This is a genomic window from Pantoea sp. PNA 14-12 (genome assembly GCF_004364735.1).
Taxonomy (GTDB): Bacteria; Pseudomonadota; Gammaproteobacteria; order Enterobacterales; family Enterobacteriaceae; genus Pantoea; species Pantoea stewartii.
On the sequence record NZ_SOAJ01000001.1, the window covers coordinates 1,171,826 to 1,191,701 of the forward strand.

The 19,876-nt window shown below is 53.3% G+C and carries 16 protein-coding genes and 1 pseudogene; 8 read left to right on the forward strand and 9 right to left on the reverse strand.

The features are described 5' to 3' along the window. Positions 1-53: 53 nt before the first annotated feature. Both C7434_RS05615 and C7434_RS05620 read left to right on the forward strand, forming a co-directional pair. Complete coding sequence (locus C7434_RS05615; protein ID WP_033741411.1) at positions 54-1,718, forward strand: methyl-accepting chemotaxis protein; 1,665 nt, start codon at positions 54-56, stop codon at positions 1,716-1,718. A gap of 223 nt (positions 1,719-1,941) precedes the next feature. After that, the gene (locus tag C7434_RS05620; RefSeq protein ID WP_033741412.1) at positions 1,942-3,999 is read left to right on the forward strand and encodes an EAL domain-containing protein; all 2,058 of its coding nucleotides are present in this window, start codon (positions 1,942-1,944) and stop codon (positions 3,997-3,999) included. A 97-nt stretch (positions 4,000-4,096) separates the two neighbouring features. Here C7434_RS05620 and C7434_RS05625 read toward each other — a convergent pair whose 3' ends face one another. Further along, a complete protein-coding gene (locus C7434_RS05625) occupies positions 4,097-4,660 on the reverse strand; it encodes a DUF4142 domain-containing protein (RefSeq protein ID WP_033741414.1) in 564 nt (187 codons plus the stop codon). A gap of 774 nt (positions 4,661-5,434) precedes the next feature. On the opposite strand from C7434_RS05625, the gene C7434_RS05630 reads away from it, so the two are divergent. Both C7434_RS05630 and C7434_RS05635 read left to right on the forward strand, forming a co-directional pair. Then, the gene (locus tag C7434_RS05630; RefSeq protein WP_033741416.1) at positions 5,435-6,070 is read left to right on the forward strand and encodes a DUF2268 domain-containing putative Zn-dependent protease; all 636 of its coding nucleotides are present in this window, start codon (positions 5,435-5,437) and stop codon (positions 6,068-6,070) included. A gap of 266 nt (positions 6,071-6,336) precedes the next feature. Then, a complete protein-coding gene (locus C7434_RS05635; protein WP_033741417.1) occupies positions 6,337-6,576 on the forward strand; it encodes an XRE family transcriptional regulator in 240 nt (79 codons plus the stop codon). A gap of 275 nt (positions 6,577-6,851) precedes the next feature. On the opposite strand, the gene C7434_RS05640 is transcribed toward C7434_RS05635, so the two are convergent. Together C7434_RS05640 and C7434_RS05645 are read right to left on the reverse strand one after the other, a co-directional pair. Next, the gene (locus C7434_RS05640) at positions 6,852-7,193 is read right to left on the reverse strand and encodes a hypothetical protein (protein WP_235318765.1); all 342 of its coding nucleotides are present in this window, start codon (positions 7,191-7,193) and stop codon (positions 6,852-6,854) included. After that, positions 7,186-8,730, reverse strand: coding sequence for a methyl-accepting chemotaxis protein (locus C7434_RS05645; RefSeq protein WP_033741419.1), 1,545 nt, complete (start codon positions 8,728-8,730; stop codon positions 7,186-7,188). Before C7434_RS05645 ends, C7434_RS05640 begins: the two co-directional genes overlap by 8 nt. Before the next feature lie 837 nt (positions 8,731-9,567). Between C7434_RS05645 and C7434_RS05650 the strand changes: the two genes are divergently transcribed. Both C7434_RS05650 and C7434_RS05655 read left to right on the forward strand, forming a co-directional pair. After that, positions 9,568-10,464, forward strand: a complete 897-nt coding sequence (locus C7434_RS05650) for an alpha/beta hydrolase (RefSeq protein ID WP_033741423.1) — start codon at positions 9,568-9,570, stop codon at positions 10,462-10,464. Positions 10,465-10,910: 446 nt separating this feature from the next. Further along, positions 10,911-11,540, forward strand: coding sequence for a glutathione S-transferase (locus C7434_RS05655; protein ID WP_033741426.1), 630 nt, complete (start codon positions 10,911-10,913; stop codon positions 11,538-11,540). A 52-nt stretch (positions 11,541-11,592) separates the two neighbouring features. Here C7434_RS05655 and C7434_RS05660 read toward each other — a convergent pair whose 3' ends face one another. Then, positions 11,593-13,182, reverse strand: a complete 1,590-nt coding sequence (locus C7434_RS05660; protein WP_033741429.1) for a rhamnogalacturonan lyase B N-terminal domain-containing protein — start codon at positions 13,180-13,182, stop codon at positions 11,593-11,595. Positions 13,183-13,206: 24 nt separating this feature from the next. After that, on the reverse strand, positions 13,207-14,424 hold the full coding sequence (locus tag C7434_RS05665; protein WP_133745224.1) for a polysaccharide lyase family 1 protein: 1,218 nt from the start codon (positions 14,422-14,424) through the stop codon (positions 13,207-13,209). A gap of 722 nt (positions 14,425-15,146) precedes the next feature. Between C7434_RS05665 and C7434_RS05670 the strand changes: the two genes are divergently transcribed. After that, on the forward strand, positions 15,147-16,808 hold the full coding sequence (locus tag C7434_RS05670; protein WP_033741433.1) for a methyl-accepting chemotaxis protein: 1,662 nt from the start codon (positions 15,147-15,149) through the stop codon (positions 16,806-16,808). Positions 16,809-16,977: 169 nt separating this feature from the next. Here the strand turns inward: C7434_RS05670 and C7434_RS05675 are convergent, their stop codons facing one another. Next, positions 16,978-17,439 carry an AraC family transcriptional regulator gene (locus tag C7434_RS05675; RefSeq protein WP_233255757.1) on the reverse strand — a complete coding sequence of 154 codons (462 nt, stop codon included), beginning with the start codon at positions 17,437-17,439 and terminating at the stop codon, positions 16,978-16,980. A gap of 75 nt (positions 17,440-17,514) precedes the next feature. Then, a pseudogene (locus C7434_RS22150) lies at positions 17,515-17,748 on the reverse strand (AraC family transcriptional regulator); the annotation flags it as partial. A gap of 99 nt (positions 17,749-17,847) precedes the next feature. On the opposite strand from C7434_RS22150, the gene C7434_RS05680 reads away from it, so the two are divergent. Continuing rightward, entirely contained in the window at positions 17,848-18,234 is a 387-nt protein-coding gene (locus tag C7434_RS05680) for a hypothetical protein (protein ID WP_033741484.1), read from the forward strand. A gap of 187 nt (positions 18,235-18,421) precedes the next feature. On the opposite strand, the gene C7434_RS05685 is transcribed toward C7434_RS05680, so the two are convergent. Together C7434_RS05685 and C7434_RS05690 are read right to left on the reverse strand one after the other, a co-directional pair. After that, positions 18,422-18,718 carry a hypothetical protein gene (locus C7434_RS05685; RefSeq protein ID WP_033741434.1) on the reverse strand — a complete coding sequence of 99 codons (297 nt, stop codon included), beginning with the start codon at positions 18,716-18,718 and terminating at the stop codon, positions 18,422-18,424. A gap of 342 nt (positions 18,719-19,060) precedes the next feature. Then, complete coding sequence (locus C7434_RS05690; RefSeq protein ID WP_033741435.1) at positions 19,061-19,792, reverse strand: SDR family oxidoreductase; 732 nt, start codon at positions 19,790-19,792, stop codon at positions 19,061-19,063. Positions 19,793-19,876 lie beyond the last annotated feature (84 nt).

The window sequence follows — 19,876 nt, forward strand, 5'->3', positions numbered from 1 at the left end:
TGAACCCTGGCTCTGAATAATTTTAATTTTCATATTTTAACCGAGGAAAGGTAATGAACAACATACGCATCGGCATTCGACTGGGTGCCGCTTTTGGCTTTATTCTGCTTCTTCTTATCGGTATTGCGCTGGCCGGTTTAATTCGTATCGACTCCCTGGGCGACACCGTGGATAAACTGGCTGGCGATCGTTTTGATAAGGCGACCGCTGCCAGTAACCTGCGCTTTTACGTTACGGATATGAGTCGTATGGTCCGCAGTATCGCACTGGTCGATGACCCGGCTCAAAAAGAAAGACTGAAACAAAACTATGAGCAGTCCCGCGCCCGGCTTGAAACGGCTTTTAATAAAGTCGATCAGATACTTCATGCGCCCAGAAGCCGTGAGCTCATCGCCGTGATGAAACGGGCCGGTACGCAGTATCTTGCCTACTCTGAACAGGCGGTAAAACTGGGCATGGAAGGTAAGCGGGATGAGGTAACGCGGCTGCTCACCGGACCCGCTTATGAGGCGCAGGACGAATACACAAAGGCTATCACAGACCTTGCGACCTTTCAGGGCCAGCAGATGAAGACCGCCGGTGCCAAAGCAGCGGCAGAACAGCGCAGCGCTCAGGTTGTTCTTGTCTCCCTCAGCGTGGCGGCTATTGTGCTGGCAGCAACCCTGGCCTGGTTTATTACCCGCAGCATTGTCAGGCCCGTAAACATCGCGCTGCAGGCCGCAGAGCGCATTGCTGACGGCGACCTGACCGCAGAAGTGCCGGTCAAAGGACGTGACGAAACCGGAAAACTCCTTATAGCGATTCGTGGGATGCAGCATTCACTGGTACAAACCGTCAGCGCTGTCCGGGCGAACGCGGAGAGTGTTGCCGCCGCGAGCCTGCAGATAGCTCAGGGAAACACCGATCTGTCACAGCGCACTGAAGAACAGGCCAGCGCGCTGGAACAGACCGCCGCCACAATGGGTGAACTGGGCGTCACGGTCAGGAATAACGCAGACAATGCCAGCCAGGCCGCGATGCTGGCGGTAACGGTGCGTGACGTTGCCCGCCAGGGTAATGACATCACCACAGATATCACCGGTACCATGAAGGGAATTGGTGAGAGCTCAGGACGCATTGCGGATATCACGTCAGTGATTGACAGCATTGCTTTCCAGACCAATATTCTGGCGCTTAATGCTGCTGTCGAAGCCGCGCGGGCAGGCGAGCAAGGGCGTGGCTTTGCCGTGGTGGCAGGTGAGGTCCGTTCGCTGGCGCAACGCAGTGCAACAGCGGCAGGGGAGATTCGTCAGCTCATCGAAGCCAACGCACAGCGCGTCAGCGAAGGGACTTCACTGGTGGCGCGTTCTGCTGACACCATGTCTGCCGTGGTTTCGTCGGTCGGTCAACTGACTGACAGGGTGGAGGAAATCACCGCCGCCACCGCAGAACAGGCTCGCGGAATTGAACAGGTCAGCATTGCCGTGACGGAAATTGATGATGTGACGCAGCAGAATGCTTCCCTGGTGGAAGAGTCCGCTTCAGCGGCAGCAAGTCTGCGCGAACAGGCCGATATATTGCTGCAGTCCGTCTCTGTTTTTACGCTGTCAGAGCCGTTATCGCCCGTCGCTCAAACCGCACTGGTTGAAGCGCCGGTCACGGTTTCCGCCTCAACGACAACGCCTCACTCCAGCCGACCAGCCGGGAAAGATGCGGAAGAAAACTGGACAACATTCTGAAACCGCCCCCCGGATTTGAGGGGGCTGATTTGAGCCAGAAGCGGATAACGTTGCGACCGTCTTGCATGCATTATTTTGTGACAGGTAGAAATACCTGTCGCTCTTTTTTCTCTGACTAAATTTTTACAAAATTGTGTCACTGTTTTAGGCCACCGGCGCCGATACTCATCTGTAAAGCAGGATCATCTCCGAACAGGTCGGTGAACTTTTCAAGGACAGCCGCATGAAATCCGTAACCAATGACCAACTGGGGGCCGCCGTGGCCAGAACGTCTCTTTGCGCAATATACCTGCTGTCTTCAACCGGAGAAGTCATGAGCTGGAATCTGGGGTGCCGCGAGATTAAGGGCTGGGACAGCCGTGATATCAGAGGGCAACATATTTCGGTTTTTTATGATGAAGATGAACAGGCCAGGAACATACCTGAGGCAAACCTGAGAGAGGCCCGCGAGCATGGCAAGTTTACAGGCGAAGGCTGGCGGCTGCGGAAAAACGGCAGCGCATTTCGTGCATCCGTAGAAATTGAATTCCTTAATCCCTCCGATCAGGAACATGCGGCATTTATTAAAATCGTGCGCGACGTCACGCATGATTATCAGGAAAGGGCGGCATTACGCATCGCTCAACAGGTTATCCTGAAAAGAGAAACGGAGTTGTCAGACACCAATAAGGTGCTTGACGCGGTTTTCTGTCACACGCCCTGTGCGCTTATCCTGTGTGACGCAAAATCCGGCGACATTATACGCGCCAACCCGACTGCCAGAAATTTGCCCTGTTTGCAGGAACTGGTGCTGAGCGGTAACACGCAAACCTCGCTTCACGCGGATTTGCCAGACGATCTGGCGGGTGTGTTCAGGCAAGCCTTTACGCTTCTTCCCGATGAAGGTTTCAGCGAAACGGTCTCGTCGACGGCGACAGAGCCGGCCTTTTCACTCCGCATCACGGCTGAAAGGCTTAATTCGGGCGGGGGAGAAGACTATCTCCTGTATACCATCCTGGACGTCACCGCGGAGTTTCAGGCTGCGGCAAGGGCGAATCACCTCGCCCTTCATGACCCACTGACAGGGCTCCTTAACCGGCGGGGCCTGATGCCCGAACTGGAGACGCTTCTTAGCGGTGACAGCCCCTTTGCCGTCATGGTGTCCGACATCGATCGTTTCAAAAGTATCAATGACGTGCTGGGACATCCTACCGGAGATGCACTGCTTATTGAGGTTTCCGCGCGGCTGCAATCCGTCCTGCGCCCTGAAGATATACTGGCCCGTACAGGCGGCGACGAGTTTGTTGCCGTCCTGCCAGGTATCAGCTCAGCCTCTGAAGCCAGCGAAACGGCATCACGCCTTACGGCCGTATTGCAGGAGCCGTTCATGCTGAAGGGCCGGAAAGTCACGTCGGGTTGCAGCTTCGGCGTCTGCCTCTTTCCCGGCTATGCGCGGGATGCTGAAAGTATGTTATCGGCGGCGGATATTGCCCTGTATGCGGCCAAGTCAGCCGGACGTAACGGCTGGGTCATCTTTACCGATGAGCTTGCCCGCTCTGCGGCAGAGCGCTTCAGCCTGGAAAACGACCTGCGTGGGGCACTGGAAAACGGTGAGCTACAGCTTTTTTATCAGCCTGTTGTCTGCAGCGTCAGTGAAGAGATTGTGGCTTATGAAGCTCTGCTGCGCTGGCATCATCCTGTGAGAGGAAGTGTGCCGCCAGATATTTTCATTCCTCTTGCTGAAAAAACCGGACTTATCCATGATATCGGTGCCTTCGCGCTTGCGCGCGCCTGTACGGATATGGCGGGCTGGTCAGGACAGGAGCGGATAGCCGTAAACATTTCCCCCCGACAGTTCAGGGACCCGCAACTGTCTGACAGGGTGAAAAACGTTCTCATCCATAGCGGGCTACATCCCAACAGGCTCGAACTGGAAATTACCGAATCGGCCTTGTTCGACAACCCGGATTTCAGTTACGAAGTGATACGGAAGTTTCGGGAGACAGGCATTAATGTCGTTCTGGATGATTTTGGCACGGGGTTTTCTTCACTGAGCCACCTCAGTTCCGGGCTTTTCAGCAGAATAAAGATAGACAGGTCATTTATCAGCGATCTGCACCAGGATGCCGGCGCGGCAGCCATCGTCAGTGCTGTCCTTTCACTGTGCCGTCAACTGAACGTGGAAGTCACTGCAGAGGGCGTGGAAACGTTGGCTCAGGCGGCCTGGCTCAGGACATATGAATGTCCTTTAATGCAAGGGTATCTTTTTGGCAGGCCGGGACCGTACTGGATCCAGACGTAAACGCATTACCGTCCTGAAAACCTGAATAAGAGGTTGCCCGGGCGGCATGACAAAGGTTCACCGGACAACCTGTTTAGTTGATGGCTGGCACAGAGCCTTACATTGACGCGTCCTGGGCGGACTTCAGGTGCTGCTCAACAACCGGAGTATGGGCGTCTGCCAGCGCCTTCACATCGGGATCTTTTATCTTTTTCGCGTCACTTTCCAGCGTCGACAACACCATCTTGTGGTCTTTGACGCCGGCATTTTCCATATACATCTTGTCAAAAGCCTTGCCGCTCTGTTTTTCCAGTTTAGTGGCCATGGCTTTATGTTTAGCATCAGGCGCGGTCGGCAGCGTAACCCCTTTTTGCTGGGCGACGGTCTGCACTTTGGTCAAGGCACTGGTGTGATCATCGATCATTTTCTGCGCGAAGGCTTTGGTTTCGCTGCTTTCAGCCTTACTCAGCGCGATTTTAGCGGCAGCGATTTCATTGATATTTGCCTGCGCCATGTCTTTGATTGCTTTTTCGTCACCGGAACTAAGCTTTGTCCCTGTTTGTCCAGCTGTGGTGCTCTGCGCCGCGCTCGTTGGTGTCTGCGCCTGCACGCTCACGCTGCTGAACATCGCGACGGCAGCTGAAACGGCCAGCAGGCCAGTTAACATCTTACTCTTTTTCATTTCGTTCTCCTGAAGCTTACAGGGAGGCTGACGACAGGGAATTTTCTGTGTACAGCCATGTAGGGAGATAACAAGTGCACTGGTCAGTATAGTGGAGTTTCGGATTTATCCAGCAATTTTTTTTATGTTTTAGGCGGTTGCAGAGAAGCGGAGCTGATATCTTTTTTCTTTTTGTTGTGTATTTAAGCCAAGCGAGACGTTGGATTAAGCCCCCTTTGTACAGCATGGTGACATCTTGGCGGCCTGGAAGGTGAAGTGGTTAATATAAATTTAATTAAAGTTTTTTGGCTGAGAAACGCCCCGGTGATGTTTTCTCGCCGGCTGCATTTTTGCCATAAAGCGTTAAACGCGGCAGCGCGGTAAGCGGGACGTGATGCTGATTGTGTGCTGCCCGTTCTTAACGGGAAACGATAAAACTCCCAGGAGTCAGCCTGTTTTCCTTACGCGTTGACGTCGTAAAGGAAAGAGGCGATAAAGTCAGCACCTTTCTACGGGAAGGGCACAGGCTGCTGTCCTCCAGACTCAGGATGCATGTAAAGCCGGTCAGCAGCTTATCAACGTCAAAAACACGTTTCCGCACAGGGAAAATAGATTCAAATTCCGCCTCTGGTTGTGACCGTAAACCCGGTGTGAGCGAGGCCCACTAAGCCAGAGGCAGGCACACAAATGAAAACCCACCCTGTGCGCGATGCAGGCGCGGGGCGACAGTTTTTTCAGCACAATAAGATCTGACAGAATAGTGTCATTTCCTGACGGGCTGGGTGGGGTAAGACGATGTCTTATATGATGCTGCACTTTCTGGATGCGCAAAAGACACTCACCGCACACAGTGACTGGATTAAGGACTGCCTGACGGCGACGCACAGACGTGCGGATAGCCTTATGTCTCTCCCGGCACTGGATGTGGTGGTTAAAACGGGAAACAGAGTTGTTCCGGAAAAAGGGCATAGCAGATTTTGCCCCGAACCCGGGATCGTGTATGTGACGGTTGATCCTGACAATCCTGCATTCTGCCAAAATGCGGCACATTCGCTTGAACGGATGTTCGCGCATGAACTTCATCATGCCTCGCGGTGGGCAGGTCCCGGCTATGGCACCACCTTGGGCGAAGCGTGTGTTTCTGAAGGGCTGGCCGGGCATTTCGTGCTTGAGCTTTTTGGCGGAGAACCTGAACTGTGGGAATGCATCAACGCCGAACTGATTCACGCTTATCTTCCACAACTGCATCAGGACTGGCTGTGCACCGATTACGATCACAGCAAATGGTTTTATGGCGCCGGCGATATGCCGCGCTGGCTGGGCTATACCCTGGGTTTTAATCTGGTGGCCAGCTATCTTGCTGCCAGGCCGGAACGTCGGGCTTCGCAGCTGGCCTATACAGAAGCCGATGCGTTCAGCGTCTTTATTTAGCATAACGCCGACATATGTATTGGTCTGTGTTCTGCCGCTGAGGGGGCGGGGCCACAATGAGCCCGTCTTTATAAAGCAAACGCCTTTATCCGGCTAAATCCTGCCGCTTTTTATCAGGCGGTGTGAAGCCTGCGGAGCAGGGGAATCTGCCCGTTTACGCGCCCTCGTTTAGCGTTTCGCTTATCCCAATAAGATATTGCATGCGTATTGAACAGGGCTGATGAGTGTTTTATGCTCGGGGGAAACCATGGAAGAAGTGAGGCTTTATGGACGAGCATTCAGTCGGACGCTTTCTGGCGTCTTTGTTAGCCGAATACAATATGAGCGTAGAGCAGCTCTGCCGCCGTTCCGGGCTGCAGATGCATGAGGCCCGGTTCCTCCTGCGCGGCACGCTGACCGTTACGCCAGCCGTGGCTGAAAAACTCGGTCGGGCGTTTTATTCCCCTGGCTTCTGGCTGGTTCGTCAGGCGATGTCTGAGCTTAATAAACTCAGTCGGGAAACTTAAATAACAGGGCTGCGTAGCCCCAAAAGCCTGGCTGGCTCGTCTGCATCACAATGCCTGCCTGGCGGAGTAGGGTCAGCATAAGGCGTGAAGGAATATTCAGTTGACAGGCTCTTCGCCCGACCAACACGAAAGTGCCGTTGAAAAGGGGATTCACAGCCGAAATCAGCACCTGATTCAGGTAAAAAAAATCCCGCCTGAAAAACGCGGCGGGCCATGCTCTGTTGCATGCAGGCTGAAGGCAATCGCGCGGCCCCCCTGAGCGTCCGCGCCATCGTTTATCCCTGTCGGTCTTTCCCGTCTTTCGCCTGCTGTGCGGCGCAGGCCATGAAATTTTCAATGATTTCTACGGCATAACTGATCGCCATCAGATCTGCCGTCAGCCGCACATCCGTGCGCAGCAACGTTTCGGTGACGCCGGGCCGACTCAGCAGGGGCTTTATGTCCTGAACCCGACGTATCAGATGCGCCCAGTTATTGGCAAAGGTGTCCATACTGGCGTAGCCACCGTGCCTGAGCTGAATAAAAATGACATCAATATCGGCCTTCAGCGCACTTATCTTCGCGATGTTAAGCGGATCGTTCTCTGGCGCATCAGGCTGCGGATGGGGCTCAGACACGGAACGCCTCCACCATGCCGCGCAGGGCATGCGCCTGTTCAGAAAGCGAACGCGAGGCCGTAGAAGACTCTTCAACCAGCGCGGCGTTGCTCTGCGTCACACCGTCCATCTGGCTCACCGCCACGCTGATCTGCGAAATACCCTGCATCTGCTCTGAAGAGGCCAGAGAGATGTTATCCATCGCCTCCGCGAGTTCGCCGACCATTCCCACAATTTTCAAAATGCTTTGTCCGGTGGAAGAGGCTACGTTCACGCCGCTTTCTACCTGTGTTACGGCCTGTTCAATCAGGATTTTAATATCCCGCGCGGCCGTGGCGCTGCGCTGTGCCAGCGTGCGTACTTCGCCTGCAACTACCGCGAAACCGCGCCCTTCCTCACCCGCGCGCGCCGCTTCTACTGCGGCATTGAGGGCCAGAATATTGGTTTGAAAGGCGATGCTCTCGATCACAGAGGTAATATCACGCACTTTGGTGGCGCTGACCGAAATGTCATGCATGGTATGTGTCATGCGTTGCATATCAGATTCCCCCTCGCGCGCCAGTTTCGCCGTCCCCCGTGCTGCGTCGGCTGTCTGCTGCGCACCCGCCGAGTTGCTCTTCACCGTTGCGGTAAGTTGCTCCATGCTGGCGGCGGTTTCCTGCAGGGCGGCGGCCTGTTGCTCGGTGCGGGATGAGAGTTCGGTGTTACCCTGGTCAATCTCATCAGCCGCCAGAGAAACGGAAGCCGAGGCATCCTTGATCTGCGAGACCAGCCCGCGCAGGTTCGCCTGCATACTGTCGAGCGAGGCCAGCAGGCTGGTGGTATCATTACGACGAAGCACGACAGGCGAGGTCAGGTCGCCAGCCGCAATGGTCGCAGCCAGTGCCTGGGCCTGGGCGGGCTCACCGCCCAGTTGACGCATGAGGATGCGGATCACCACGACGCAGGCACCCACGCCCACCAGCACCGAAGCCCCGGCGAGCAGCAAAAGAAAAAGGGTATCCTGGGCGGTAGCCGCGCTGTTTTGCTGCACCTCGGCCAGACTGGTTTTCTGCTGAATGTTAGTGACGACCAGCAGATCTTTCAGCATTTTATCCTGGACAGGTTGTACCTCTTTTGTCAGGCACTCGAAAAATTCTTTATCACGGTTGGCCAGCCCAAGCTGACTGGCTTTGGCGAAGATGCTGAAGAACTCGCTCTCGGTATCGGTCAGTCTTTTAAAGGCCGCGCGACCCGGCGGAAGCGAGTCAATCTGCAACAGATCGCCCAGCGCCTGACGATTGGCAATGAAGTCAGCTTTATTTTTTTCCATCTGCGCAGCGACGGGTTTCATAGCAACCGGATCGCTAAGCAGGCCAAGCGTTCTGACATCAATAGCCATCTCCCTTAACTCCCCCAGCATATCCTGCGCAAGCTGATATTTTTTCATCTTGATATTCACGACGATATCCATGCTTGCCCGGGCTTTATGAAGGGCATTGAGCGCCGTGCCTGTGCAGATAATAAACAGAAGGATAAGCAGACCGAAACCTGCAGTCAGACGGGTTGAAATTTTCATTTTGTTCTCGTTATAAAAGTGAATTTTGCTGTGTATCTTTCCCCGGCAACATTTAATGATGCCTGTCAAAGCGATTAAATTATAATTCGCCTTGACAATTTCGTATGTTTCCTGGTTATACCGTTCCTAAACAGACCTCAGATAAGGGTGCAGAATAACGGGATGGCCTTGGAACGACGGAATGCGCCATCCTGACATCCCTGTTACGGCTCGTATTCAGCCCGCCTCGCGTTGTCGCCAGGTACCTCAGCTAGCGTGTTATGAAGTGAAGCATTGAGCTTGACATGATAACCGCTGCAGATTTATATAGGAAATGATCATTTCCTAACTCTAGGCCCTGACAGAAGCGGGCGAACAGGACGGCTCTGTGGCGGCAACGGCGAATGAAACCGCTGCGGCAGAGAGCTTTCTGGCGCTTCACCAGGGAATGCGAGGAGTAGGTAAAGCATCGATTCTTACGCACGATACCGATCTATCGGCCGGACGCTGAAAATACTGGCGTACATCCAACGCTCGCGACGAGGTGTTCTTCCGACTGGAAGCCGGCTTCGATCCCGTACTCTGCGGACCTGACAGCGTACTGCCGAGCCGTTTCCCGACGTTGAGTCCGTTGCTGACCGAGTTAATGAACGGTTCAGGTCACACGAAATGAACAGGCCGATAATGCTGGCCGCTCAGGAAGCTGCGTACGAAAACGGGGCGGTGATCTCGATTGTGCGGGCGACTGCCGGTCAGGTTGGTTCACCAGAAAATCGCACGAGTCCGCCCATCGGATTTATTTTCATTCACGCACCTGTCGGTTGCCGACGAGTGATCGTATGACAAGAGGAACAGGTTATGTCTGCTTCTGTGATCCCTGATGCGCCCGACGGTTTTCGTCACTGCTTTGCACGTGTGGAAGGGTTGCGTTTTCATTATGTCACCGGTGGCCGACCGGATGGCTTTCCGCTGGTATTGCTGGCCGGTTTCCCTGAAAGCTGGTTTGCCTGGCGAAAGGTTATGCCCGGTCTGATGGCGCACTTTCGCATTGTGGCCATCGACTTACCCGGCCAGGGCGATACCGATAAACCGCTTGCGGGCTACGATACTCAAACGGTTGCCACCCGACTGCACGCCTTCGTCGCATCGCTAGCATTAGGCCGGTATTTTCTGGCTGGACACGACGTCGGTGCTTGGGTCGCCTTTACTTATGCGATGCTTTACGGCGAGGAGATCCGGGCGCTGACCCTGATGGACGCCGGTATTCCCGGCATATCGCTGCCGGATACGTTGCCCACAGATTCCCGTCAATCCTGGAAGACCTGGCACTTTGCCTTCAATGCCGTCGCGGATCTTCCCGAAGCCTTACTGGCGGGGCGTGAGCGCATTTATCTGGAATGGTTCTTTCGGGAGAAAGCGGCCGACCACCGTTGTTACGGCGAGACGGAAATTAACGAATATGAACGCCTGCTCAAAGCCCCTGGTGGATTGCGCGCAGGACTGGCGTTTTACCGCGCCCTGTCACAGTCAGCAGCACAGAATGCTGCGCTTGCACAGCAAACACGCCTGACGATGCCGGTACTGGGGCTGTCAGCCGATCAGGGCTCTATTGCGGATATGGCCGCCACCCTGAAAGCGTATGGGGACGATATTCACAGCCAGCGGCTGGCGGATTGCGGCCATTTTCAGCCGGAAGAGCAACCTGAAGCGACGGCCAGGGCACTGATTCAGTTTTTTGGACATTATGCCCATTAACGCCGACCCCTGCATACAACGTCCTGGCGCAAGCAGAAGGGGATTTCTGTCACGGACGTGCCTGATCCAGTCTGTAACGAGGAGCGGGGAATTCGCTGTCACTTTCTTTTTATTAAGGAAGTGACAGATAACGCCACGAGAAGAGTGATAAATATGACCGTGTTTCGTCATCAATGGCGTATATGAAGACGCTGAGCAACATCAAAACACGCGCTGTTATTTCAAAAAAGAAACCTGTTTAAGACATGATGTAATTCTTTTCGCGTCGATAACGTGCCTGATTTTGTCCAATGCTTATTACGCGATTACTCAATACCGCCTTTATTCTCATCTGTAGCAGGGAGTTATGCTGCTTCTGGTGCCACCCTGATGAACGTCATCACTGCTGGTAATATGTATGCAGGCTCGCCTCAGGGCGCGGGATTAACGCATACAGGGTATCTTATATGTACACACTCTATGGAAGCGCACGTTCGGGCGCCGCCGCGATTGAGATGGCGCTCAGTTTGGCCGGGGCGGAATACACAACGGTTGAGGCGAGTTCATGGCACAAAGACAGTGGGTTTGAAACCTTAAAGCGGTTGAATCCGCTGGTCCAGATCCCCACGCTCATCCTGCCTGACGGGGCCGTGCTGACTGAAAGCGCAGCCATCATGATTTATCTTGGTATGGCCTGTCCTGATGCCGGCATCCTTTCAACTGACGCCAACGTTCGTGCTCAGCAATTACGGGGGCTGGTGTATATAAGTGCAAACTGTTATGCCGCCATCGGCATCATTGATTACCCGGAAAGATGGCTGGATATGGGCTCGCCGGATCAGCGTAAGCAGCTGGCCGAGGGGGCGGTCAAAAAACTCTATGACCAGTGGGACATGTTCAGCGATCTCTTTTTTGACACGCGCGCATGGCAGCCTGCTAACCCCAGCGCGCTTGAAATGCTGGCCTGTGTCGTGAGCCGCTGGAGCAATGCGCGTGCGCATCTCAGCCGCACCAGACCCGCTTTCTGTGCTTCGCTGGAAGAGGCAGAAACACATCCTGTCATCAAGGCTGTTGTGCGCCGTCACTGGGGAACCTGACCGCGATGGAGACAGCGTTTTCTCCGCCTTTTCAGGTCTGATAACGCGCCGCTCATCGTACTAACTGAATACTGTCATAGACGAAGCCTGGGCTCAGAAATCCTGTGCCTTTTTGCCCCGAGGCCACATTAATATCCAGTGTGTTAATTCCTGCCTGCAGGGCGGAAGCCGGCAGGACAAAAGTAAAAAGCGCATTATTGCCCCGGAAAGTGCCGCGGGTGATCCCCCGACTCGCAGGCTGGCCAGAAGCCGGCGGAATCGGCGCGGTCCAGCGTTGATTGACGCTGACCTGAGGGCGTCCTCCAGACTGCGCCAGAGTAATAAAAATCCGTAAAGTTAAATCATGCACATCGTGACGGGACAGCATGAAACGGATGCGGGTTGGCGAGTTAATATCCCGCCACTGCGCGGCAGGAAAATCGCTTTCTGATGCGGTTCCCACAAGGTAATCAGCGGCTGTCCAGGGCGACATACGCCGATCGGACGGGTGAGCGGACATCATCAAGCGGGCGTTACGAAACCCCGACGGAGTGCCATCCGGTGAACCCGTCTGCCAAATAACCTGACCCGGTAAGGTCTGGGCGGCTAACGCAATCTGAGCTTGTCTGCCGGCCTGGATATCTGCTGTACGTTGCGCGACTTCTCGTTCCTTATCGTACAGCGTTATCTGATAGTGCCCCTGACGCACGCCCGTCAGTGTAAAACGCCCCTGGCTGTCCACGCGCGTCCAGTATTCGGCGCTGGCGTTTCGCAGGCCGACAACGGCGGCAGGACGATCGCTCATTCCTGTCACCACACCTGACAGCGTGCCGCGTTCAGTCTGATCGACAAACCCTTTCAGCCCCAGTGACGCATGAATAAATCCCACATCGTTTAACGTGGCGGGGGGCTTCTCTCCGGTCGTAAACAACAGCCCATAGATACCATGCAACCCCGGTCGAAACGGTTCTGTCTGGGTATGACTGGAATACATATAGTTGTACAGCTCGTGTGTCATCTGCGTTTTTTGCGTCGCGATGTCCTTAAAGAACGGGCCACCCGAACTGAGCTCATGATTGCCCGTCAGCATAAAGACCGCTACGCCCGGACCGTGGACGCCGTGCAGATCGTCATCAATCATGGGACGGGCGGAGTAAAACTTGGAACTGGTCCGTCCGTCAGGCAACAAAAAGACGTCGTTGCCTTCAATCGCTTTTCCGACGTTTGAATCGTTGCCCCAGTCGGCCTTTGGGAATTTTTTGACATCCAGACGCGTCACGAAACGCAGTTCCCCGACCGGCAGAAGCGCGGGCGCGTAGGTCGCCATATACAGGGCATTACGGCCTTTTTTGGCGATGTAGTAGTGGATAAGTTCCCCCGCCTGCGCACTGATGACAATGACATCGCCTGCCGTTTTCACTGCAACCTGCGCGTGCCCCAGTCCGGAGGCGACTTGTGAGACCTTGTGCTCTGGTGATGCCAGCTCACTGCCATGAAACCGCATTGATGTCAGATCACCGTTGCGGTCATCGATGCTAAACACCAGATCGGCACCGGTATCCACCACCAGAGTGTTGCCGGAGTGTGTCACGCCGAAGGCACTGGCAACGCCCAGCCTGCTGAACAGACAGAAGACAAAAATGCGCAACAATAAACGTGCCATCGGGGAAACCCTCACATTAAAAACTTACCGCACCGGACTGTGAATATGGCCCACGCCAGCTTCACGGGGCACCTGGACGCTGGCCACCTCTGCGGAAACAGGCGAGACGAGCCAGGCACGATCGTATCTGAAAGCCTCCAGGACCGTGATATCTTGTGGGCGATAGTCGGTGCCGCTCTGGGTTTGCAGATTACTGACACAGCGCCTGCCCAGATTTTTCAGACAGGCGTTTTCCCCAGCGGCGGCGTTCGTATCAAAAAGCGCGAAGGCATTACCGGGCTGCCTGATGTCGTTAAACAGCGGATGAGCCACATTCTCAAAGGCGTTACCTTCCACCAGCAGACGCGAAGAGGGTGTTCTGGACATTATCGCGCCCTGATACGTCAGATTGACAAAGACATTGTTAACCAGCTGCGCCAGGACACTAGCATTGCCCATCCCACCGGCATGCGGGGCACGCCCGGAGGTATCATGAACATAATTGCGCGCGACCGTTAATGTGTCATGCTGCCCCAGAAACAGCCAGACCCAGTAATGGTGGCCGTCGCAGGTCGCGGAATAGGGTGTTCTGCCGTCAAATTCGTTATCGGAAAGCGTGACATGGGACGCGGAGCCCCAGCCCGTGACAATCATCTGTCGGCCAATGCGGGCGAAAGTATTGTGATCAATCCACACACCCTCCGCATTATCAACGGTAAGGGCATCCCCTCCCCAGACCAGCTGCGGATTGATATCTGACAGTGTCAGATTGCGGATAATCACGTTGTGAACGCCGCCACCGACGTAAAGCCCGATGCCCTGAATCCCCGCATGTGCCCCTACACCAATCAGCGTCTTATTTGATCCCACCTTAAGACGGTCTAAACCGGCATTATCATAGGTCACCGAAACCGGCGCTTTGCCCTGACAAAACTGGTTGGCACCGTTGCGCGCCAATTGGCCACCGCCTCCTGGGCAGGCATTTGCCATGCAACCCCTTTCCGTGGTCGTGGCTTTGCCGTTGACCATGACCGTTCCACGAAAATCGACGGTATGATCCAGAGCGATGATCCGGGGACGATCATCCGTACAGTTTCCGTGTCGGTCATAGGTGGCGCACAACGCCTTCACCACATCATCAGTGCGGATGGGATGAACAACCGCGCCACCGCTACCGCCCGTCACGCCTTTTGCAAAGCCGTCCGGCAGATCGGCAGCGCGCGATAACGCGGACGTCAGGCAAAGAACCGCAAGGAGGAACATCGTGAACAATCCGTAAAAAGGGCGGAAAACAGCCTGTCTACAGAGCGTGTGAACTGAAAACCTGAAGCGACAGTGGGGGCTTTTCATTCCTGTCCTCTCAACGACGCCGTGTTGCGCTGACATACCGGGCCCGCATCGATATCGAGCGGGGGAAGAGCCTGTCGAACCCACCAGGCCACTCGCATCGTACAGGAAAGTCGAAATGAACGTACAGCCGTGACCCGCAGGTGCGTCACAGGACGATCATGGGCATACAGGCAACGTAAACATGTCCCTGCGCATCAGACCTCGCGCTCAGGGCTGATCGCGTCAGCCGAAAACTGCGCCGTTACCGCGCTGTTCCGCTGCCTGCCAGAAGTGGATGCAAATACAACAGTTTCTACTGTAAATAAGGACGCCATCCTGCCGATGTAAGGTTAAACCTGTCGCAACAACTGGAGCGAACATAAAGACATATGCGTCGTATAATTTATACTTCGCGTAGTGTGAAAAGTGCCATTTGTCATGTCTGCCTCAGGCTTTTACTCACCGAATCTGAACCATGTTGAACGTGCTGTTTATGTCCCCGGCCCAACTTTGTTTTCATCACCTGTCACAGTAATAGGTCATTCTCTGATCATTTTTATTAAATGATATTTTTCTCCCGCCGATAAATCGTCTGAATGTTTGAGTTAGTACTGATATTCATCAGTCATCAGAATCCCTTTATGGCAGGAAATAACATGACCATTACACAGCGTTTACTCTTTACCTTTTCACTCCTTTCTGCTGCCCTGGTGACAATGGTTATCGTTGCAGTGCTGGTGGCGGGCGGCTTTCAGTCCCGCTTTAACTATGTTCAGGAAAATACGGTTCCGTCCATTCTGGACATCGGGAAAATGGTCGACAGCAGTAATGCGCTTGTCATCTCACTTTACCGCCACCAGAGTGCGACAGATCCGCGCCGTCAGGCTGTGCTGGAAAAGGAAATCGAGGGGGCGATTAGCCAGATTAAGTCGCTCAACCAGTATTATCTGAAGAATGATATTTCAAGCGATGAGGACCGTCAGTTAACGGAAAATTCGTTTGCCGCTATCAAAAAAGTTGAGGACACTTTACCGGCTTTTCTGGTCGCCTCTCGTGCACAAAATGATGCGGCTTCACTCGGCTCCCTTCAGGGTAACGACGGCATTGGTGCCGCTGCGCGTCAGCTCAATGCCGGTTTTCAGAAACAGCTGAAACTCAACGTAGACATTGGTAATGCGCTGCGCAAACAAAATGATCACACTTATAACGTAACAGTGTGGAGCCTCATCGGCGGTTCTGCCATAGCCATTATCATTCTCGCATTCTTCGCCCTCAGAACCATTTTTGGCATCAAACGTCAGTTGAACGGCATGCGTCATGTAATGGAAACCGCCAGTGAACGCCTTGACCTGACGCTGCGTGCAGATGTGAGTCGCCGGGATGAAATTGGCCTGACCGCCAGCGCCTTTAACCATCTGATTGAGAATGTGTCAGACTCACTTTCTAAGGTTGAAGCGTCGGCTCAGTCTGTCAGTTCAGCATCGGCGCAGATTTCGGCCGGCAACGAAGATCTGTCTTCGCGCACGGAGGAGCAGGCCGCGTCGCTTGAGCAGACAGCAGCAAGCATGTCTGAACTCAGTGAAACCGTCCGTCAGACCGCAGAAAACACACGGCTTGCCAGCCAGCTGGCCAAAAATGCACAGGACATTTCAGAAGACAGCGCAGGCCGTGTCCGCACACTGCTGTTGACGATGGGCGATATCAAAGACAGTTCCGCAAAAATTACTGACATCATTGCGCTGATTGAAGGTATTGCCTTCCAGACCAATATTCTTGCCCTCAACGCCGCTGTTGAAGCGGCTCGGGCAGGGGAGCAGGGGCGCGGATTTGCCGTGGTGGCAGGTGAAGTCCGTAATCTTGCACAGCGGTCATCCTCTTCAGCCCGTGAAATTAAAGAGCTGATCGAATCGTCTATGAGTTTTGTCCAGGCAGGCTCCGAACAGGCTGAGGGTGTTGGCAGTAACATGTCACGCATGAATGATGCCGTCAGGCAGGTTACCGATCTTGTGGATGAAATCTCTGTGGCCGCCAGTGAGCAGTCACAGGGGATCAGCCAGGTGCATCAGGCCGTTAACCAGATGGATGATGTCACTCAGCAGAACGCCGCGCTGGTTGAAGAAGCCTCGGCTGCCTCAAATTCGCTGATGGAGCAGGCCGCATCACTGAACCAGTTGGTCAATAACTTTACCCTTAAACCGGTTTCACACGTCCCTGCGGTGGTCCGCAGCAAGGTGGTAACTTCTTCACACGCGCCATCGTCTTTTCGTTCAGGTCCTGCCGTTGCAGCAGCAGATGAAAACAACTGGCAGAGTTTCTGATCTTTACGTTAACAGCGTTTCATTTAATTAAGGGCTGACTCAGGCCCTTTTACTTTTTTATGCAGGAAACTTTTTCAGCATAAAAGCCTGAATCTGTTTATTAGTGCGTTTTATCATAAGCACCGTCTGCTATGATCCAGAAGCCGATGCTTAATGCGGGCCTGCATATTTAAATTCTGAATCGTGCAGGAGTGGTGCCAAATACCCTGCGAAACATGGCGATAAAGGCACTCACGTTGTCATATCCAAGTTCCAGTGCAACTGTCGTCACTTGCTTGCCTGCGGCAAGAAGCTCAAGAGCTTTGAGTAACCGTATGCGCTGTCGCCATTCATTAAAGCTAAAACCGGTTTCGGATCTGAAACGCCGTGTCAGTGTGCGTGACGATACTCCCGCCCAGAATGCCCATTCTTCAAGTGTGCGACCGTCATCTGGACTCTCAGACAGCACCTGAGCAACTTTTAAGAGCCGTATATCCTGCGGCATTGGCAACCCAAGATTAACGCTGGGAAGCGAACCGATTTCATCAAGGATAACGTCAGATAAACGTTTTTGAGGCGCATTAAGCTCTGCAACCTTCCAGGAGGCTGCTCGTGTTATCGCTTCGCGTAGCAGATTTGTAACTGAGAGCACAGCAGGCTTATCAGATAATGCGCCACAGGCCGCAGCAGATATATAAACACTCCATCCTGAATATGGGCCGTGCGAGCGCAGACCATGCGGAATATTTGGAGGTATCCACACGGCATGCGTTGCGGGTACGACCCAGCGACACTCTTCCGCATCGATCGTAAGCAGCCCATGCTCAGCGCCGAGTAACTGTCCACGAATGTGATGGTGACGTGGTGTTTCCCTTATTGCATCCGACTGGCGGGCCGCGACAATCAAAGTGGGTCCATCAGAAGAAAAAGCCCGGGAGAATGGAATTAACGGGTCGGTCATATTGGCTTATTTGAGGTATTTATTGTCTTTTATACCGTACCGAAGCCATCAGGTCGATTGTAGAGTACTGATAACTTATGATGAGGACTGACCATGAAAATGATTTCTATTGCTAACGTATTGGATGAGATTATTAACCAACAGGAAATCCCCCTGGAAGAGATACTTAATCGCCACTTTAGTCCCGGTTATCGGCAGCGCACTGATAATGAGTGGGGAAGTTTAGATAGCTTTGCTCATCATGCTCGTAAACTTCGCGAAATAATTTCTTTCGGCAAAATTGATGTGCATGACGAACTTCGTGAAGGCAATCTCTATGCTACCAGACATCGTGTATTGTGTACTAAGCGCAATGGGGAAGAGGTTGAGATGGAAGTTTATATGTTTGCTGAAACAGATGATTCAGGGCTATTTGTTCGTATTGAAGAAGCCACACTTATGCTTAAAGGTCTGGAAAGTGACCGGGACCTGGGTAGCACCAGGTAACAGGGGTTTAAATGTCCGCTTCTCGCTTATAGCGGACAAAGGAAGAGATTTTAGCGTCCGCTTTGTGCCAGAAGCGGACAGGCCAAATGCGCTTTGTATGACCCCGCCTTAACGGCCGGTTAATTGCTGTGTATCAATTTAAGTGACTGCGACAGGAATGTTCCTGCTGGCTGAGAAAGTCGCAAAGTCAGAAAAGTGTTTCCTTAATAATGATTTCATCCACCCGAAGGATTGAAGACATATCGAAACCTTCCATGTCTGACATGAACTCCTTGCTGGCCATATATTTCTGATTTATAGCTTGTATTTCGACATCCTCCTGATAGGTAACGGTTGCAATGACCTGACATTCTTTACCCAGATAAACATGATTTACATATATACCAAAGGCTGGGAGAGAGGCCATATGTCTGGGCCAGTGTCGGTGAAAATAAATTTCTGCTGACTGTTTATCTTTGAGTGTATAAATTCTGACCTGTTTCATATTTTCAATCCTGCTGTTAAGGCTTTCATACAGAACAAAGTCAAAGCATACCTATTCTATTTCTGAGAAATTAGCAAAAGACCACTTTTCGCGCATAGCGGACCTTCAGCTCAGTCAGCCTGTCCACTTTGTGCCAGAAGCGGGCCTTGCTGAAATGATGTCGGATTCATTAACGGCGAGCGCGCCAATGCCGCAATAAGCCGCAGCATACCGCCTGCCGGACACCGATACAAATAAACGGGAATTTGAGCACAGCCATCTGGATAAAGAAAAACCGGGTCGTCGCCCGGTTCGTTTCTCGTACAGCTTTTCTCTGATCTTAGTGAAACTGAATGCCATGCCTCATACCTGTGTCATGCCACCATCCACACAGATTTCAGCTCCGGCTATATAACTGCTTTCATCACTTGCAAGGAACAGGGCGGCACTGGCAATTTCTTCAGGTCTGCCCATTCTTGATAAGGGAATGGTGCTGATTATCTCATTTCGTAGCTCTTCAGAGGCTGCACGCATCATCTCCGTATCGACAGGGCCGGGGGCGACAACATTAACGCGGATGCCACGGGCGGAGAGTTCACGTGTCCATGTGCGGGCAAAAGAACGAAGTGCTGCTTTACTGGCACCATATACGCCATATCCCGGCGTGCCAATCACATCGGCAACCGAACCTATCAAAACGACGCTCGCTCCCTCCTTCATCAGAGGAAGGGCTGCCTGCAGAGCAAAAAGCGGTGAGCGCACATTCAGGCCAAAAACAGAATCAAAATGTGCCGGCGTGACGTCATCAATCGTCGAGTATTCGGCCATGCCGGCGTTGATGACCAGCACATCTATCTGGCGGGATTCTGTCTTGATTAAATCGACTATTCGCGTCAGTTCACTTATCTGGCTGACGTCAGCACGGACTGGCCTGGCAGTGCCCTTTATGGTCTGACTGGCTGCTTCTAACTCCTCATTACGGCGTGAGGTCAGCCAGGTTGTGGCACCTTCACTGGCAAATCGCTGGCTGATAGCCAGACCAATGCCTTTTGCACCGCCGAGTATCAGGGCAACTTTATTCTCTAATCTACTCATCTGCTCTCTCCTGTCAGGGTGGAAAACAGATGATATAATTTGTAAACTTAATAACAATTACGCACTTTATTTATATCAGGTATC

What these genes read in the sequence shown, in the direction of transcription:
- C7434_RS05685 (WP_033741434.1), bottom strand. Translation starts at nt 18,718, where the DNA reads ATGAAACAGGTCAGAATTTATACACTCAAAGATAAACAGTCAGCAGAA.
- C7434_RS05625 (WP_033741414.1), bottom strand. Translation starts at nt 4,660, where the DNA reads ATGAAAAAGAGTAAGATGTTAACTGGCCTGCTGGCCGTTTCAGCTGCC.
- C7434_RS05635 (WP_033741417.1), top strand. Translation starts at nt 6,337, where the DNA reads ATGGACGAGCATTCAGTCGGACGCTTTCTGGCGTCTTTGTTAGCCGAA.
- C7434_RS05645 (WP_033741419.1), bottom strand. Translation starts at nt 8,730, where the DNA reads ATGAAAATTTCAACCCGTCTGACTGCAGGTTTCGGTCTGCTTATCCTT.
- C7434_RS05650 (WP_033741423.1), top strand. Translation starts at nt 9,568, where the DNA reads ATGTCTGCTTCTGTGATCCCTGATGCGCCCGACGGTTTTCGTCACTGC.
- C7434_RS05660 (WP_033741429.1), bottom strand. Translation starts at nt 13,182, where the DNA reads ATGGCACGTTTATTGTTGCGCATTTTTGTCTTCTGTCTGTTCAGCAGG.
- C7434_RS05680 (WP_033741484.1), top strand. Translation starts at nt 17,848, where the DNA reads ATGATTTCTATTGCTAACGTATTGGATGAGATTATTAACCAACAGGAA.
- C7434_RS05690 (WP_033741435.1), bottom strand. Translation starts at nt 19,792, where the DNA reads ATGAGTAGATTAGAGAATAAAGTTGCCCTGATACTCGGCGGTGCAAAA.
- C7434_RS05665 (WP_133745224.1), bottom strand. Translation starts at nt 14,424, where the DNA reads ATGTTCCTCCTTGCGGTTCTTTGCCTGACGTCCGCGTTATCGCGCGCT.
- C7434_RS05620 (WP_033741412.1), top strand. Translation starts at nt 1,942, where the DNA reads ATGAAATCCGTAACCAATGACCAACTGGGGGCCGCCGTGGCCAGAACG.
- C7434_RS05630 (WP_033741416.1), top strand. Translation starts at nt 5,435, where the DNA reads ATGTCTTATATGATGCTGCACTTTCTGGATGCGCAAAAGACACTCACC.
- C7434_RS05655 (WP_033741426.1), top strand. Translation starts at nt 10,911, where the DNA reads ATGTACACACTCTATGGAAGCGCACGTTCGGGCGCCGCCGCGATTGAG.
- C7434_RS05615 (WP_033741411.1), top strand. Translation starts at nt 54, where the DNA reads ATGAACAACATACGCATCGGCATTCGACTGGGTGCCGCTTTTGGCTTT.
- C7434_RS05670 (WP_033741433.1), top strand. Translation starts at nt 15,147, where the DNA reads ATGACCATTACACAGCGTTTACTCTTTACCTTTTCACTCCTTTCTGCT.